The 14,400-nt window shown below is 65.2% G+C and carries 14 protein-coding genes; 11 read left to right on the forward strand and 3 right to left on the reverse strand.

Features of this window, described 5'->3' with window-relative positions; genetic code table 11:
- Positions 1-6 precede the first annotated feature (6 nt).
- The 9 genes from secY to IFT63_RS13140 all read left to right on the forward strand — a co-directional run bounded on the left by secY (position 7) and on the right by IFT63_RS13140 (position 8,068).
- Positions 7-1,374 (forward strand): preprotein translocase subunit SecY, encoded by a 1,368-nt coding sequence (gene secY / locus IFT63_RS13100; protein WP_042614212.1) that lies wholly within the window; start codon positions 7-9, stop codon positions 1,372-1,374.
- 361 nt (positions 1,375-1,735) lie between these two features.
- A complete protein-coding gene (gene rpsM, locus IFT63_RS13105) occupies positions 1,736-2,092 on the forward strand; it encodes a 30S ribosomal protein S13 (RefSeq protein WP_042614233.1) in 357 nt (118 codons plus the stop codon).
- An 11-nt stretch (positions 2,093-2,103) separates the two neighbouring features.
- On the forward strand, positions 2,104-2,493 hold the full coding sequence (gene rpsK, locus IFT63_RS13110; RefSeq protein ID WP_042614211.1) for a 30S ribosomal protein S11: 390 nt from the start codon (positions 2,104-2,106) through the stop codon (positions 2,491-2,493).
- Between the two features lie 14 nt (positions 2,494-2,507).
- Positions 2,508-3,137: a 30S ribosomal protein S4 gene (gene rpsD / locus IFT63_RS13115; RefSeq protein WP_042614210.1), complete on the forward strand. Its 630-nt coding sequence runs from the start codon at positions 2,508-2,510 to the stop codon at positions 3,135-3,137.
- A gap of 55 nt (positions 3,138-3,192) precedes the next feature.
- The gene (rpoA, locus tag IFT63_RS13120; protein WP_042614209.1) at positions 3,193-4,191 is read left to right on the forward strand and encodes a DNA-directed RNA polymerase subunit alpha; all 999 of its coding nucleotides are present in this window, start codon (positions 3,193-3,195) and stop codon (positions 4,189-4,191) included.
- A 186-nt stretch (positions 4,192-4,377) separates the two neighbouring features.
- Positions 4,378-4,764 (forward strand): 50S ribosomal protein L17, encoded by a 387-nt coding sequence (rplQ, locus tag IFT63_RS13125; RefSeq protein WP_042614208.1) that lies wholly within the window; start codon positions 4,378-4,380, stop codon positions 4,762-4,764.
- A 152-nt stretch (positions 4,765-4,916) separates the two neighbouring features.
- Positions 4,917-5,420 (forward strand): disulfide bond formation protein B, encoded by a 504-nt coding sequence (locus tag IFT63_RS13130; protein WP_192084511.1) that lies wholly within the window; start codon positions 4,917-4,919, stop codon positions 5,418-5,420.
- Between the two features lie 66 nt (positions 5,421-5,486).
- Positions 5,487-6,845, forward strand: coding sequence for a 3-deoxy-7-phosphoheptulonate synthase class II (locus tag IFT63_RS13135; protein WP_192084514.1), 1,359 nt, complete (start codon positions 5,487-5,489; stop codon positions 6,843-6,845).
- A 104-nt stretch (positions 6,846-6,949) separates the two neighbouring features.
- Complete coding sequence (locus IFT63_RS13140; protein WP_101098579.1) at positions 6,950-8,068, forward strand: mechanosensitive ion channel domain-containing protein; 1,119 nt, start codon at positions 6,950-6,952, stop codon at positions 8,066-8,068.
- An 83-nt stretch (positions 8,069-8,151) separates the two neighbouring features.
- Here IFT63_RS13140 and IFT63_RS13145 read toward each other — a convergent pair whose 3' ends face one another.
- The 3 genes from IFT63_RS13145 to typA are packed head-to-tail and all read right to left on the reverse strand — an operon-like array spanning position 8,152 to position 12,124.
- The gene (locus IFT63_RS13145; protein WP_192084516.1) at positions 8,152-9,759 is read right to left on the reverse strand and encodes an amidase; all 1,608 of its coding nucleotides are present in this window, start codon (positions 9,757-9,759) and stop codon (positions 8,152-8,154) included.
- 41 nt (positions 9,760-9,800) lie between these two features.
- Positions 9,801-10,268: a DUF2127 domain-containing protein gene (locus IFT63_RS13150; protein WP_192084518.1), complete on the reverse strand. Its 468-nt coding sequence runs from the start codon at positions 10,266-10,268 to the stop codon at positions 9,801-9,803.
- Between the two features lie 8 nt (positions 10,269-10,276).
- Complete coding sequence (gene typA, locus IFT63_RS13155; protein ID WP_042614231.1) at positions 10,277-12,124, reverse strand: translational GTPase TypA; 1,848 nt, start codon at positions 12,122-12,124, stop codon at positions 10,277-10,279.
- 565 nt (positions 12,125-12,689) lie between these two features.
- Here typA and IFT63_RS13160 point away from each other — a divergent pair.
- Both IFT63_RS13160 and IFT63_RS13165 read left to right on the forward strand, forming a co-directional pair.
- The gene (locus IFT63_RS13160) at positions 12,690-13,184 is read left to right on the forward strand and encodes a peptidylprolyl isomerase (protein WP_191771607.1); all 495 of its coding nucleotides are present in this window, start codon (positions 12,690-12,692) and stop codon (positions 13,182-13,184) included.
- 124 nt (positions 13,185-13,308) lie between these two features.
- Positions 13,309-14,295, forward strand: a complete 987-nt coding sequence (locus tag IFT63_RS13165) for a malate dehydrogenase (RefSeq protein WP_042614202.1) — start codon at positions 13,309-13,311, stop codon at positions 14,293-14,295.
- The last annotated feature ends 105 nt before the right edge of the window (positions 14,296-14,400 follow it).

Consider the following 14,400-nt stretch of genomic DNA (forward strand, 5'->3'; position numbering starts at 1 on the left):
AGCATCATGGCGCAAGCTGGCATCGGTAACCTCGCGGGTGGAATGGGCAAGTTCACTGAACTTCGCCAACGTCTGCTGTTCGTGGTCGGGGCTTTGATCGTCTATCGGATCGGCTGCTATGTGCCGGTCCCGGGCGTCAATCCCGATGCCATGCTTGCCATGATGGAACAGCAGGGCGGCGGCATCGTGGACATGTTCAACATGTTCTCGGGCGGCGCCCTGCACCGTTTTTCGATCTTCGCGCTGAACGTCATGCCGTACATTTCGGCATCGATCGTGATGCAGCTGGCGGTCCACATCTTCCCGGCGCTGAAGGCGCTGCAGAAGGAAGGTGAATCCGGACGCCGCAAGATCACCCAGTATTCCCGCATCGGCGCCGTGTTGCTGGCGGTGGTGCAGGGCGGCAGCATCGCGCTGGCGCTGCAGAACCAGGTCTCGCCTGGTGGCGCGGCCGTGGTATATGCGCCGGGCATGGGCTTCGTGCTCACGGCCATCATCGCGCTGACCGCCGGTACGATCTTCCTGATGTGGGTCGGCGAGCAGGTCACCGAGCGCGGTATCGGCAACGGTGTGTCGCTGATCATCTTCGCCGGCATCGTCGCCGGTCTGCCGGGTGCGATCATCCACACCTTCGACGCCTACCGTGACGGCAACATCCAGTTCATCCAGCTGCTGCTGATCGCGCTGGTGGTGCTGGCCTTCACCTTCTTCGTGGTGTTCGTCGAACGCGGCCAGCGCCGCATCACGGTGAACTACGCACGTCGCCAGGGTGGCCGCAACGCGTACATGAACCAGACCTCGTTCCTGCCGCTGAAGCTCAACATGGCCGGCGTGATCCCCGCGATCTTCGCCTCCAGCCTGCTGGCCTTCCCGGCAACGCTGGCCATGTGGTCCGGCCAGGCGGCCAACCAGAGCACCACCGGCCAGTGGCTGCAGAAGATCGCCAATGCGCTGGGCCCGGGCGAGCCGCTGCACATGATCGTGTTCGCTGGCCTGATCACCGGTTTCGCGTTCTTCTATACCGCGCTGGTGTTCAACTCGCAGGAAACCGCCGACAACCTGAAGAAGTCGGGCGCGCTGATCCCGGGCATCCGTCCGGGCAAGGCCACCGCTGATTACATCGATGGCGTGCTGACCCGCCTGACCGCAGCCGGTTCGGCCTACCTGGTGATCGTCTGCCTGCTGCCGGAACTGATGCGCACGCAGCTGAATGCTTCGTTCTACTTCGGCGGCACCTCGCTGCTGATCGTGGTGGTGGTGGTGATGGACTTCATCGCCCAGGTGCAGGCGCACCTGATGTCGCACCAGTACGAGAGCCTGCTGAAGAAGGCAAACCTGAAGGGCGGCAACCGCGGCGGTTTTGCGCGCGGCTGATCTCCCTGTTACACTATCGTCTTCCTGATGTGATGGTCCTCCGCTTCGCGGACCCGGCTATCCAAAGAAGGGCGGCCCCCGCAGCGGTTCCGGGTGGGGGTGAGATCTGGTGGTCCTGCGCAGGAGTAGCGCGGGCGGCCACGGCAGCAATCCCCCGGGATTGCCGTCGCGACCAACCTGATCCGGCGCCGGAGCCTGGGCACACTCCCCGGGCCAAGGTTCATGAAGCCTTCGTGGTTTCACGGACTTTCCAGTAAACCGGAACCTGTTCGTTTGTTGGTTACCATTTTTGATCCATCCTGCCGGATTTGCGCGCCTTCATGGTGCGCTGTCGGCCATCACTCAGCTGGAGAACCGCGTCATGGCGCGTATTGCAGGCGTCAACCTGCCAGCCCAGAAGCATGTCTGGGTCGGGTTGCAAAGCATTTACGGCATCGGCCGTACCCGTTCGAAGAAGGTCTGCGAAGTCGCAGGCGTTGCTTCGACCACCAAGATCCGCGATCTGTCGGAGCCGGAAATCGAACGTCTGCGTTCGGAAGTCGGCAAGTACATCGTTGAAGGTGATCTGCGCCGTGAAATCGGCATCGCGATCAAGCGCCTGATGGACCTGGGCTGCTACCGCGGTCTGCGTCATCGTCGCGGTCTCCCGCTGCGTGGCCAGCGTACCCGTACCAACGCCCGCACCCGCAAGGGTCCGCGCAAGGCGATCAGGAAGTAAGGGACACATAAATGGCTAAGCCCGCTGCTAAGACCAAGAAGAAGATCAAGCGCGTCATCACTGATGGCGTCGCCCACGTCCACGCTTCTTTCAACAACACCATCGTGACCATCACCGACCGCCAGGGTAATGCCCTGTCGTGGGCGACCTCCGGTGGCGCCGGCTTCCGCGGTTCGCGCAAGTCGACCCCGTTCGCTGCCCAGGTTGCCGCCGAAAAGGCCGGCCGTGCTGCGCTCGACTACGGCGTGAAGTCGCTGGAAGTCCGCATCAAGGGCCCGGGTCCGGGTCGTGAGTCCGCCGTTCGTTCGCTGAACAACGTCGGTTACAAGATCACCAACATCATCGACGTGACGCCAATCCCGCACAACGGGTGCCGTCCGCCGAAGAAGCGTCGCGTCTAAGGGAGCGATAAGAAATGGCTCGTTATATCGGTCCTACCTGTAAGCTCGCCCGCCGCGAAGGCGCCGACCTTTCCCTCAAGAGCCCGGCGCGTGCGCTGGACTCCAAGTGCAAGCTGGAGCAGAAGCCCGGCCAGCACGGCGCCACTGCCCGCAAGGGCAAGCTGTCCGACTACGCCACCCAGCTGCGTGAAAAGCAGAAGGTCAAGCGTATCTACGGCCTGCTGGAGCGTCAGTTCCGCAACTACTACAAGAAGGCCTCGACCAAGAAGGGCAACACCGGCGAGAACCTGCTGCAGCTGCTGGAAACCCGTCTGGACAATGTCGTCTATCGCATGGGCTTCGCTGTGACCCGTCCGGCTGCGCGTCAGCTGGTCTCGCACCGCGGCGTCACCGTCAACGGCAAGTCGGTCAACCTGGCTTCGTACCAGATCAAGGCCGGCGACGCGGTTGCACTGTCCGAAAAAGCTGCCAAGCAGCTGCGCGTCCAGGAAGCCCTGACCGTTTCGGCCACGCACGACATGCGTCCGTCGTGGATTGAAGTGGATTCCGGCAAGTTCGCCGGCGTCTTCAAGGCGGTTCCGGATCGTTCGGACCTGCCTGCAGACATCAATGAAGCGCTGATCGTCGAGCTGTATTCGAAGTAATTCACATTGGAGAGCCCCCGGCGACGGCCGGGGGTTCACTAGGAGAACCCGCAACATGACGGTTACCGCCAACCAGGTTCTGCGTCCTCGTGGCCCGCAGATCGAACGCCTTACCGACACACGCGCCAAGGTCGTTATCGAACCCTTGGAGCGTGGTTATGGGCACACGCTGGGCAACGCCCTGCGTCGCGTCCTGCTGTCGTCCATCCCGGGCTTCGCGATCACGGAAGTCGAAATCGACGGCGTGTTGCATGAGTACACCACGGTCGAAGGTCTGCAGGAGGACGTGCTTGAAGTCCTGCTCAACCTGAAGGACGTGGCCATCCGTATGCATACCGGCGACAGCGCCACCCTGTCCCTGTCCAAGCAGGGTCCGGGCGTCGTTACCGCTGCCGACATCAAGGTCGATCACAACGTGGAGGTCCTCAACGGCGACCACGTGATCTGCAACCTGACCAAGGATACGGCAGTCAACATGCGTCTGAAGATCGAACGTGGTTTCGGCTACCAGCCGGCTGCCGCGCGTCGTCGTCCGGACGAAGAAACCCGTGCCATCGGCCGCCTGGTCCTGGATGCCTCGTTCTCGCCGGTCCGCCGCGTCGCCTATGCCGTGGAAGCGGCACGTGTCGAACAGCGTACCGACCTGGACAAGCTGGTCATCGATATCGAGACCAACGGCACCATCGACGCCGAGGAAGCCGTGCGCACTGCCGCCGACATCCTCAGCGACCAGCTGTCGGTGTTCGGTGACTTCACCCACCGCGACCGCGGTGCAGCCAAGCCGGCCAACAACGGCGTGGATCCGGTGCTGCTGCGCCCGATCGACGACCTGGAGCTGACCGTGCGTTCGGCCAACTGCCTGAAGGCGGAAAGCATCTATTACATCGGCGATCTGATCCAGAAGACCGAAGTGGAGCTGCTGAAGACCCCGAACCTGGGCAAGAAGTCGCTCACCGAGATCAAGGAAGTGCTGGCCCAGCGTGGCCTGTCACTCGGCATGAAGCTGGAGAACTGGCCGCCGGCCGGTGTCGCCAGCCACGGCATGCTGGGCTGATACCTGCTTCTGCAATACCGCGAAAGGCTCCACCGGCGACGGTGGGGCCTTCGCACAAACCGACGGACGAAACGTCCGCGGACAGGCCGACCAGGACGGGCGGCCAGGACCATCCGCAGTCCGAATTCAGCGCCATGACGGCGACAACGATCCCCAAAGCCTCAATCTTGCAAAGGAATCACCACCATGCGTCACCAGAAATCCGGCCGTAAGTTCAGCCGCACCAGCGCCCACCGCGAAGCGATGTTCAAGAACATGGCCGCCTCGCTGTTCAAGCACGAGCTGATCAAGACCACCCTGCCGAAGGCCAAGGAACTGCGCCGCGTCGCCGAGCCGCTGATCACCCTGGCCAAGGTCGACTCCGTCGCCAACCGTCGTCTGGCCTTCGCCCGCCTGCGTGACAACGAAGCCGTCGGCAACCTGTTCACCATCCTCGGCCCGCGTTACGCGTCGCGTCCGGGTGGCTACCTGCGTCTGCTGAAGTGCGGTTTCCGCGCCGGCGACAATGCGCCGATGGCCTACGTCGAGCTGGTCGACCGTCCGGCCGCCGTTGCCGAGGAAGTGGCCGAGTAATCGGACCGTTTCCTGCTGTACTGTCAGAAGCCCGGCCTCGCGCCGGGCTTTTGCGTTGGCAGGCGGCGATATTCCGACCGGCGCGGCGCGCAGCGGTTCGAACGGCGGCGCCGGTCGGTTACCCTTGGCACCTGCCTGGCTAGAGTCGCCCCATGAATCCGTTCCGTTGGCCGTTCCGCGCCCAGTACCTGCTGGGTTTCCTGATCTGTGCCGGTCTGCTCGGCTACGCCATCTTCCTGCAGTTGCAGATGGGGCTGGAGCCGTGCCCGTTGTGTATTTTCCAGCGCATCGCCTTCGCCGCGCTGGGCCTGCTGTTCCTGATAGGTGCACTGCACGGGCCGTCCAACCGCCCCGGCCGGGTCACCTACGGGATGCTGGCCTTCATTGCCGCAGGCGTGGGGATCGGCATCGCGGCACGGCACGTGTACGTGCAGATGATCCCGCCGGAGTTCGGCGCCACCTGCGGCCCGCCGCTGGCCTTCCTCAGCGAAACCATGGGGCCCTTCGAAGTGTTCCGCACGGTGCTGACCGGCACCGGCAACTGCGGCAACATCGACTGGACCTTCCTCGGGCTGACGATGCCGATGTGGTCGCTGGCGTGGTTCGCCCTGCTGGCGGGCTGGGCGTTGCTGGTATCGTTCCGTCGCACGCGCTGAGCGTGCCTGCTGTAGTTGTCCCGCCGAGCATGGCTCGGCGCTACCCTGAACGTTCTGGAGTTCGCCATGTCGTCCGTTGATTCCCTGCCCACCGTCGACTGGTCACCGGACAGCTGGCGCGGCAAGACCGCGCTGCAGATGCCCACCTACCCGGATCCGGTGGCGCTGGATGCCGCGCTGCATGAGCTGAAGCGGCTGCCGCCGCTGGTGACCTCGTGGGAGATCGTCGCACTGAAGCAGCAGTTGGCCGACGCCCAGGAAGGGCGCCGTTTCCTGCTGCAGGGCGGTGACTGCGCGGAGAACTTCAGCGACTGCGAGTCGGGCATGATCTCCAATCGGCTCAAGGTGCTGCTGCAGATGAGCCTGGTGCTGGTGCACGGTCTGCGCAAGCCGGTTATCCGGGTCGGGCGCTTCGCCGGCCAGTACGCCAAGCCGCGTTCTGCCGATACCGAAACGCGCGACGGGGTGACCCTGCCGAGCTACCGCGGCGATGTGATCAACGCGCCAGCCTTCACCGAAGCGGCACGCCTGCCGGATCCGCGTCGGATGCTGCAGGCGCATGCCCATTCGGCGATGACGATGAACTTCGTGCGCGCGCTCATCGACGGCGGCTTCGCCGACCTGCATCACCCGGAATACTGGAACCTGGAGTGGGTGCGGCATTCGCCGCTGGCCGTCGAGTACCAGAAGATGGTGACCTCGATCGAGGATTCGATCGGCTTCATGGAGACCATTTCCGGCTCGCGCGTGCACAACCTCAAGCGGGTCGACTTCTACACCTCGCATGAAGCGCTGCTGCTGCCCTACGAGCAGGGCCTGACGCGGCAGGTGCCACGCCAGCAGGGCTGGCTGAACCTGAGCACGCACTACCCGTGGATCGGCATGCGCACGGCGGCGCTGGATGGCGCCCACGTGGAATACCTGCGTGGCGTGCGCAATCCGATCGCGATCAAGGTCGGGCCGTCGGTGCAGCCGGACCAGTTGCTGCGCCTGATCGACGTGCTGAACCCGGATGACGAGCCGGGCCGCCTGAGCTTCATCCACCGCATGGGCGCAGCGCAGATCGCGGACAAGCTGCCACCGCTGCTGGATGCGGTGAAGCGCGACGGGCGTCGCGTGCTGTGGGTCTGCGATGCGATGCATGGCAACACCGAAAGCACCGGCAACGGCTACAAGACGCGTCGCTTCGACAACATCCGCGGTGAGGTGGAGCTGTCCTTCGACCTGCATGCCGCAGCGGGCACCCGATTGGGTGGCGTCCACCTGGAGATGACCGGTGAGGATGTGACCGAGTGCACCGGCGGCGCGCGCGAGCTCACCGAACGCGACCTGGAACGTGCCTATCGCTCCAGCGTGGATCCGCGGCTGAACTACGAGCAGTCGCTGGAAATCGCGATGGCGATCGTGCGCAAGCAGGCAGGCTGACTCTGACCTCTGACTCTGACCCGCTGTTTACGAACGGCTGACACCGCGATCATGGCCTTTGCGACACGCTGATCCTTTCGCGTGGTCGTGGAGGTGCAAGGGTGATGCAGTGGCAACAGGTGCAGGCTTACGTGGTACCGCTGGGCATTGCACTGGCGGTCGGGGCGCTGGGGGCGTGGGTCATCCTGGCGCTGTATCGTCGCCTGGCCGGCAGGGACCGGCGGCGTGCACGTATCGGCCGGATGCTGGGTCCGCCGCTGGCGCTGGCCTTCCCGCTGTTCCTGATGGTCCCCGCGCTGGAAGCCACGCCCCTGCGCGGTGGCTGGCTGGAACAGGCACAGCGCGTCGCACACATCGGCTTGACCGCCTGCTTCATCTGGCTGCTGGTGCGCGCGGTCGCTGCCGGTGAAAAAGCCATCCTGCGCAACCACCCCATCGAAGTCGCCGACAACCTCGAAGCCCGTCGCATCCAGACCCAGACCCGCGTCCTCAGCCGCGTGCTGATGGGTGGCATCATCATCCTGGGTGCCTCGCTGGTGCTGCTGCAGTTCGAGATGGTGGCCAAGATCGGCTCGGCGCTGCTGGCTTCGGCAGGCCTCATCGGCCTGGTTGCCGGTATTGCCGCCAAGCCGGTGTTCGGCAACCTGATCGCCGGCATGCAGATCGCGGTGACCCAGCCGATCCGGCTGGATGACGTGGTCATCGTGGAAGGGGAGTGGGGGCGGATCGAGGAGATCGGCAGCAGTTACGTCGTGGTCCGCATCTGGGACGAACGACGGATGGTGGTGCCGCTGACCTGGTTCATCGAAAATCCCTTCCAGAACTGGACCCGGCGCAGCGCCGATCTGCTGGGAACGGCCTTCCTGTGGCTGGACTACCGCGCGCCGATTCCCGCGATACGGGCAGAGCTTGAGCGCATCTGCAAGGACGCCCCGCTATGGGATGGACGGGTCTGCGTCACCCAGGTCACCGAGACCACCGAACACACCCTGCAGGTGCGCCTGCTGGTCAGTGCGCGCAACTCCGGCGACGCCTTCGACCTGCGCTGCCTGGTGCGTGAACGCATGCTGGATTTCCTGGCGCGTGAGCATCCGCAGGCGCTGCCGCGGCTGCGCGCGCAAATGGAAGAGGGCGCCGACATGCCGCGTCACCGCGTGGCGGCGGCGCCCGAAGCGGATGTCCGTTCTCCCGGTGCGGAAGATGGCGAGCCCGCAGTGGGTTAGCGCCGCGACGCGACGGCGGCGTCAGCCCGGTAGCGCCGAGCCATGCTCGGCGGCATGTCGACGATCCAGCCGACCTGCAGCGGCTACAACGGCGGTGGGCGGCGCGCCATGGTCCGCTGTTCGTAGGCGTAGCCCAGCTCGATCAGGCGCGGTTCGGTCCAGGCGGTGCCCATGAACAGCAGCCCCACCGGCAGGCCATCCACATGGCCCATCGGCACGCTCAGGCTGGGATAGCCGGCAACAGCGGCGGCGCTGTAACTGCCGCCGGGAAAGGCATCGCCGCCGCTGCGGGTGATCGGCCATGCGGTACCGGTGGTCGGCGCTACCAGCGCGTCCAGCTGGTGTGCGCGCAGCAAAGCATCGATGCCCTGCTCACCGGCCATCCGGCGCGCTTGGGTGCGCGCCTGGATGTAGCCTGCATCGCCCAGCGTGCCGGCCTGCGCCGACGCTTCCAGCAGTTCCTGGCCGAACAGCGGCAGTTCCTGGGCGGCGTGTTCCGTATTGAAGGCGATGACCTGCGGCAGCGTGCGCAGCGGCGCCTTCCAGCGACGCAGGTAGCGTTCCAGGCCGGCCTTGAACTCGAAACGCAGCATGGTCTGCTCGGCGTCGGCCCACTGGCGTTCGTCCAGCGCCGGCACCCTCACCACGGTGGCGCCGGCCCGGCGCAGTTCGTCCAGGGCGTGCTGCATCAGCGTGTCGATGCCGGGGCGCAGGGTCAGTGGGCTGTCCAGCACGCCGATCCGCGCGCCGCGCAGGCCATCGGGGTTCAGCCGCGCGGTGTAGTCGTACACCGCACGTCCCGGCATCGTCGCCGTGGCCGGGTCGGCGTCATCGCGTCCGGCGATGGCAGTCAGCACCGCGGCGGCATCGGCCACGGTGCGGGTGATCGGGCCGGGCGTGTCCTGGCTGAAGGAGATCGGGATGATGCCGTCGCGGCTGACCAGCCCCACCGTGGGCTTCAGCCCGACCACGCCGTTGACGGCGGCCGGGCAGACGATGCTGCCATCGGTTTCGGTCCCGATCGAGACCGCGGTCAGGTTCGCCGACACCGCCACCGCGCTGCCACTGCTGGAGCCGCAGGGGCTGTAGCCGGGTCGATACGGGTTGCGGGTCTGGCCGCCGCGCGCGCTCCAGCCGGAGGTGGAGTCCGCGCCGCGATAGTTGGCCCATTCACTGAGGTTGGCTTTGCCGAGGATCACCGCGCCGGCTTCGCGCAGGCGCCGAACCAGGAAGGCATCGTCCGGCCGGAAACCGGCCAATGCCAGCGAACCGGCCGTGGTGCTCATGGGCGCGGCGTTGATGTTGTCCTTGAGCAGCACCGGGATGCCATGGAGGGGGCCGCGCAGGCGGCCGCTGCGGCGCTCCTGGTCGCGTTGGGCGGCGTCCTTCAGCGCATCCGGGTTGAGCTCGATGACCGCGCGCAGGCGCGGCCCCGCACGGTCCAGCGCGGCGATCCGCTCCAGATAGGCACGGGTGAGGGTGCGGCTGGTCAGCTCCCCGGCCAGCATGCGTGCCTGCAGGTCGGCGACTTCGGCTTCGGCATAGGCGAAAGGCGCCGCGGCTGCCGCAGCAGGATGCGCCGTGGGCGCGCGTGGTGGTGCCGCCGACAGGCCGCCCGGGCACGCCAACAGCAGCGCGGCGAGCACGCTGGACAGGCGGAAACAGGGGTGCAGCTTCGGGACGATGCGCATGAGGGGCGGCTTGGTCACCGGCCCAGTGTATCGCGGGGTCGTCAGGGTTTGCGCTTTAGGATGTCGCGTGCGAGCACGTAGACCACCAGCAGGTTGATCACCAGCACGGTCCAGGAGGCCCAGCCGGGATGGCGGGCAATAGCGTACACATCGAAGGGCAGGTAGATGCCGGCTGACACGCAGCCCAGCCACGACGCCCAGGCCTTGGCGCGCCACAGACCCCAGGCTTCCACCAGGTGCAGCACCGCGTAGGCGAGCATCGCCGCCGCCGCCAGATGCACTGCATCGGGACTGATCATGGTGAGCAGCGAGGGCAGGGCGCCGTGATCCGGGTCCAGGCTGAAACGCCGGATCAGGGCACTGATTCCATCGCGCAGTGGCTGCGGACCGAGCAGTTCCAGCCCGGTCGCCGCCAGCAGTGCAAGCACCGCCTTGCCCGTTTCGAGCAAGGCGATGACATGCAGCCCCGGATGCCGTTTCGGATCCGGGTTGTAAGCGGTCTGGCTCACAGGTCGGCTCAGCCGCCGCGCGAGGCCTTCTTGCGATCGCTTTCGGTCAGCCCCTTCTTGCGCAGGCGGATTTCCTTCGGCGTGATCTCGACCAGCTCGTCGTCTTCGATGAAGTCCAGGGCCTGCTCCAGCGAGTACTTGATCGCCGGGGTCAGCTGGATCGCATCGTCCTTGCCGGAAGCGCGCATGTTGGTCAGCGGCTTCGTCTTGATCGCGTTGACGGTCAGGTCGTTGTCCTTGGAATGGATACCGATCAGCTGGCCTTCGTACACGTTGTCGCCCTCAGCAGCGAACAGCTTGCCGCGTTCCTGCAGCGGTCCGAGCGAGTAGGCGGGGGTGGCGCCCGGCGCATTGGCGATCATCACGCCGTTCTGGCGCTTGGCGATGCTGCCCTGTTCCTTCGGACCGTAATGGTCGAAGACGTGGAACAGCAGGCCCGAGCCCTGGGTCAGGGTCTTGAACTCGTTCTGGAAGCCGATCAGGCCACGCGCCGGGATCTGGTATTCCAGGCGCACGCGGCCCTTGCCGTCCGGCTCCATGTTCTTCAGCTGGCCCTTGCGGGTGCCCAGCTTTTCCATGACGCCGCCCTGGTGCTGTTCTTCGATGTCCACCACCAGCTGTTCGATCGGCTCCATGGCCTGGCCGTCGATCTGCTTGATGATCACTTCCGGGCGCGACACGGCCAGCTCGTAGCCTTCGCGACGCATGTTCTCGATCAGCACCGACAGGTGCAGCTCGCCACGGCCGGAGACCAGGAACTTGTCCGCGTCTTCCAGCTGCTCCACCTTCAGGGCCACGTTGTGGACCTGTTCGCGGTCCAGGCGGTCCTTGATCTGGCGGCTGGTCAGGAACTTGCCACCGGACAGGTCCTTGTTGCCGGCGAACGGCGAATTGTTGACCTGGAAGGTCATCGAGATCGTCGGTTCATCGACGGTCAGCGCCGGCAGCGCTTCCGGGGTATCCGGATGGCACAGGGTGTCGGAGATGGTCAGCTCGGCGATGCCGGAGATGGCGACGATATCGCCGGCTTCGGCGGTGTCCTGCTCGATGCGCTCCAGACCCAGGAAGCCCAGCACCTGGGCAACCTTGCCGTTGCGCTTCTTGCCTTCACGGTCGATCACCGCGACCTGCATGTTCTTCTTCAGGGTGCCGCGCTGGATGCGGCCGATGCCGATCACGCCCACGAAGTTGTTGTAGTCCAGCTGGCTGATGCGCATCTGGAACGGGCCGTCCGGATCCACTTCCGGCTTCGGCGCGTGCTGCATGATGGCTTCGTACAGCGGGGTCATGTCGCCGTCGCGCACGCTGTCTTCCAGGCCCGCATAGCCGTTCAGGGCCGAAGCGTAGACGATCGGGAAATCGAGCTGCTCATTGGTAGCGCCGAGCTTGTCGAACAGGTCGAAGACCTGGTCGATCACCCAGTCCGGACGCGAGCCCGGACGGTCGACCTTGTTGACCACCACGATCGGCTTGAAGCCCATCGCGAAGGCTTTCTGGGTCACGAAGCGGGTCTGCGGCATCGGGCCGTCCATCGCATCGACGAGGATCAGCACGGTGTCGACCATCGACAGCACGCGCTCCACTTCGCCGCCGAAGTCGGCGTGTCCGGGGGTGTCGACAATGTTGATCCGGTTCTTGATACCGGTCTTCTTGTCTTCCCAGGTGATGGCCGTGTTCTTGGCCAGGATGGTGATGCCGCGTTCCTTTTCCTGATCGTTGCTGTCCATCACGCGCTCGGCGAGGACGGTGCGTTCGGACAGGGTGCCGGACTGCTTCAGCAGCTGATCGACCAGGGTGGTCTTACCATGGTCGACGTGCGCGACGATGGCGATGTTGCGAAGATTTTCGATGGACATGCGAAAGGGGGCCAGTCGGCGCCGGATTTGGAAAAAGAAGTCCATCATCATACCGCGATCTTGCCGTTTCGCGAAAACCTTGTTTCAGGCGTGGGCAGACGCCCATTCAGGTGGAAGCGCAGCGCCTTCGTTTCCACGGTGGGCCGGGGTCGCTGCAGGCCACACAGGACACGCCGTGAACCCCTCCATGGGGGCTTCAGTTCGGCTCCTGCCTCACAGAATCCTGTGTGGCCTGCCCCGACCCCGCCTGCGAGTCCCCGTGCCCGGCGGCAGCAGCCCGCCGCGGTCGACCGCCTTTGCCCTTGCTCTTCCTTCCCCCACAGCAGCGGCCATCTGTCCAGAGGCGGCGGGGTGTCCGCTGCGGGACTGTTGGAGCCCATGGATGGGCGTAAACAAGCCTACAGGGACGTACTTGCGGCGGGTCCCGCAGCGGATACCCCGTCGCCGCCGCCGCACAAGACAGAACCGCTGCAGAACCTTCAACGATCGTCGTACCCGCGCCCTGAACATCACGGGTGTAAACTAGGGAGCTAGACCTTTCCAACCCGAAATCCTGAGGATCCGCATGTCCCTGATCGCCACTTTCGACACCACCCAGGGCCCGATCAAGGTCGAGCTGTTCGCCGACAAGGCACCGCTGACCGTGGCCAACTTCGTGAACCTCGTCCAGCACAAGTTCTACGACGGCCTGGTGTTCCACCGCGTGATTCCGGACTTCATGATCCAGGGCGGCTGCCCCAAGGGCCAGGGCACCGGCGGCCCGGGTTACAAGTTCGAAGACGAAAAGAATGGTGTAAAGCACCAGGTGGGTTCGCTGTCGATGGCCAACGCCGGCCCGAACACCAATGGCAGCCAGTTCTTCATCACCCACATCAAGACCGACTGGCTGGACGGCAAGCACACCGTGTTCGGCCAGGTCCTGGAAGGCCAGGCCATCGTGGATTCGGTCAAGCAGGGCGACGTGATCCATTCGATCACCCTGGAAGGCGACACCGACGCTGTGCTGGCCGCCCAGGCCGAGCGCGTGGCGGAATGGAACAAGCTGATTCCCAACGCCTGATTCGCTCCGGACGGCCCCCTGTGAAGGGGGCCGTTTTCATGTTCCGGCCGCCCCGCCAGGCCTGTCTCCGCCCGCGCGGCCGTCCCCCATATCGCTATTTAGCTTCTTAGCAGAGGAAATCCCCATGAAAGCACCCGTTCGTGTTGCCGTGACCGGCGCTGCCGGCCAGATCGGCTATGCCCTGCTGTTCCGCATCGCCTCTGGCGAAATGCTCGGCAAGGACCAGCCGGTCATCCTGCAGCTGCTTGAGCTGCCGATGGAAAAGGCCCAGGCCGCGCTGAAGGGCGTGATCATGGAACTGGAAGACTGCGCCTTCCCGCTGCTGGCCGGCATCGTCGGTACCGACAACGCCGAAGTGGCCTTCAAGGACGTCGACGTGGCCCTGCTGGTCGGCGCCCGTCCGCGCGGCCCGGGCATGGAGCGCGCCGACCTGCTGCAGGCCAATGCGGAGATCTTCACCGCCCAGGGCGCGGCACTGAACAAGGTCGCCAAGCGTGACGTCAAGGTGCTGGTGGTCGGCAATCCGGCCAACACCAATGCCTACATCGCGATGAAGTCGGCGCCGGACCTGAACCCGCGCAACTTCACCGCCATGCTGCGCCTGGACCACAACCGCGCGCTGAGCCAGCTTTCGACCAAGCTGGGCAAGCCTGTCGCCGGCATGGAAAAGCTGGTCGTGTGGGGCAACCACAGCCCGACCATGTACCCGGATTACCGCTTCGCCACCGCTGATGGCGCGTCCATCGCCGAGGCCATCAACGACCAGGACTGGAATGCCGGCACCTTCATCCCGACCGTGGGCAAGCGCGGCGCGGCGATCATCGAAGCCCGCGGTTCGTCCTCGGCCGCGTCGGCTGCCAACGCCGCCATCGACCACATCCGTGACTGGGTGCTGGGCAGCAACGGCAAGTGGCTGACCATGGGCGTGCCGTCCGACGGTTCCTACGGCATTCCGGAAGGTGTGATCTTCGGCTTCCCGGTCACCACCGAGAATGGCGAGTACACCCTGGTCAAGGACCTGCCGATCGACGAGTTCAGCCAGAAGTACATCGACAAGACCCTGGCGGAGCTGGAAGACGAGCGTGCGGCCGTGGCGCACCTGCTGGGCTGATTAACCGTTTCAGTTGGTTCGAAGAAACGCCGGGCTAGTCCTGGCGTTTTTTTTCGCCTGGTGGTGGGGTGGCGAACGTGTGAGACCCCCCTCGCGGGTGGCTGC

Origin of the sequence: Stenotrophomonas sp. CFBP 13724 (assembly GCF_014841975.1) — a bacterium.
Classification (GTDB): Bacteria; Pseudomonadota; Gammaproteobacteria; order Xanthomonadales; family Xanthomonadaceae; genus Stenotrophomonas; species Stenotrophomonas lacuserhaii.

Excerpts from the sequence above, each read along its gene's own strand:
- typA (WP_042614231.1), bottom strand. The coding sequence starts at position 12,124 with ATGTCCATCGAAAATCTTCGCAACATCGCCATCGTCGCGCACGTCGAC.
- IFT63_RS13130 (WP_192084511.1), top strand. The coding sequence starts at position 4,917 with ATGAATCCGTTCCGTTGGCCGTTCCGCGCCCAGTACCTGCTGGGTTTC.
- secY (WP_042614212.1), top strand. The coding sequence starts at position 7 with ATGGCGCAAGCTGGCATCGGTAACCTCGCGGGTGGAATGGGCAAGTTC.
- rpsM (WP_042614233.1), top strand. The coding sequence starts at position 1,736 with ATGGCGCGTATTGCAGGCGTCAACCTGCCAGCCCAGAAGCATGTCTGG.
- IFT63_RS13135 (WP_192084514.1), top strand. The coding sequence starts at position 5,487 with ATGTCGTCCGTTGATTCCCTGCCCACCGTCGACTGGTCACCGGACAGC.
- rpoA (WP_042614209.1), top strand. The coding sequence starts at position 3,193 with ATGACGGTTACCGCCAACCAGGTTCTGCGTCCTCGTGGCCCGCAGATC.
- rplQ (WP_042614208.1), top strand. The coding sequence starts at position 4,378 with ATGCGTCACCAGAAATCCGGCCGTAAGTTCAGCCGCACCAGCGCCCAC.
- IFT63_RS13145 (WP_192084516.1), bottom strand. The coding sequence starts at position 9,759 with ATGCGCATCGTCCCGAAGCTGCACCCCTGTTTCCGCCTGTCCAGCGTG.
- rpsD (WP_042614210.1), top strand. The coding sequence starts at position 2,508 with ATGGCTCGTTATATCGGTCCTACCTGTAAGCTCGCCCGCCGCGAAGGC.
- rpsK (WP_042614211.1), top strand. The coding sequence starts at position 2,104 with ATGGCTAAGCCCGCTGCTAAGACCAAGAAGAAGATCAAGCGCGTCATC.
- IFT63_RS13160 (WP_191771607.1), top strand. The coding sequence starts at position 12,690 with ATGTCCCTGATCGCCACTTTCGACACCACCCAGGGCCCGATCAAGGTC.
- IFT63_RS13165 (WP_042614202.1), top strand. The coding sequence starts at position 13,309 with ATGAAAGCACCCGTTCGTGTTGCCGTGACCGGCGCTGCCGGCCAGATC.
- IFT63_RS13140 (WP_101098579.1), top strand. The coding sequence starts at position 6,950 with ATGCAGTGGCAACAGGTGCAGGCTTACGTGGTACCGCTGGGCATTGCA.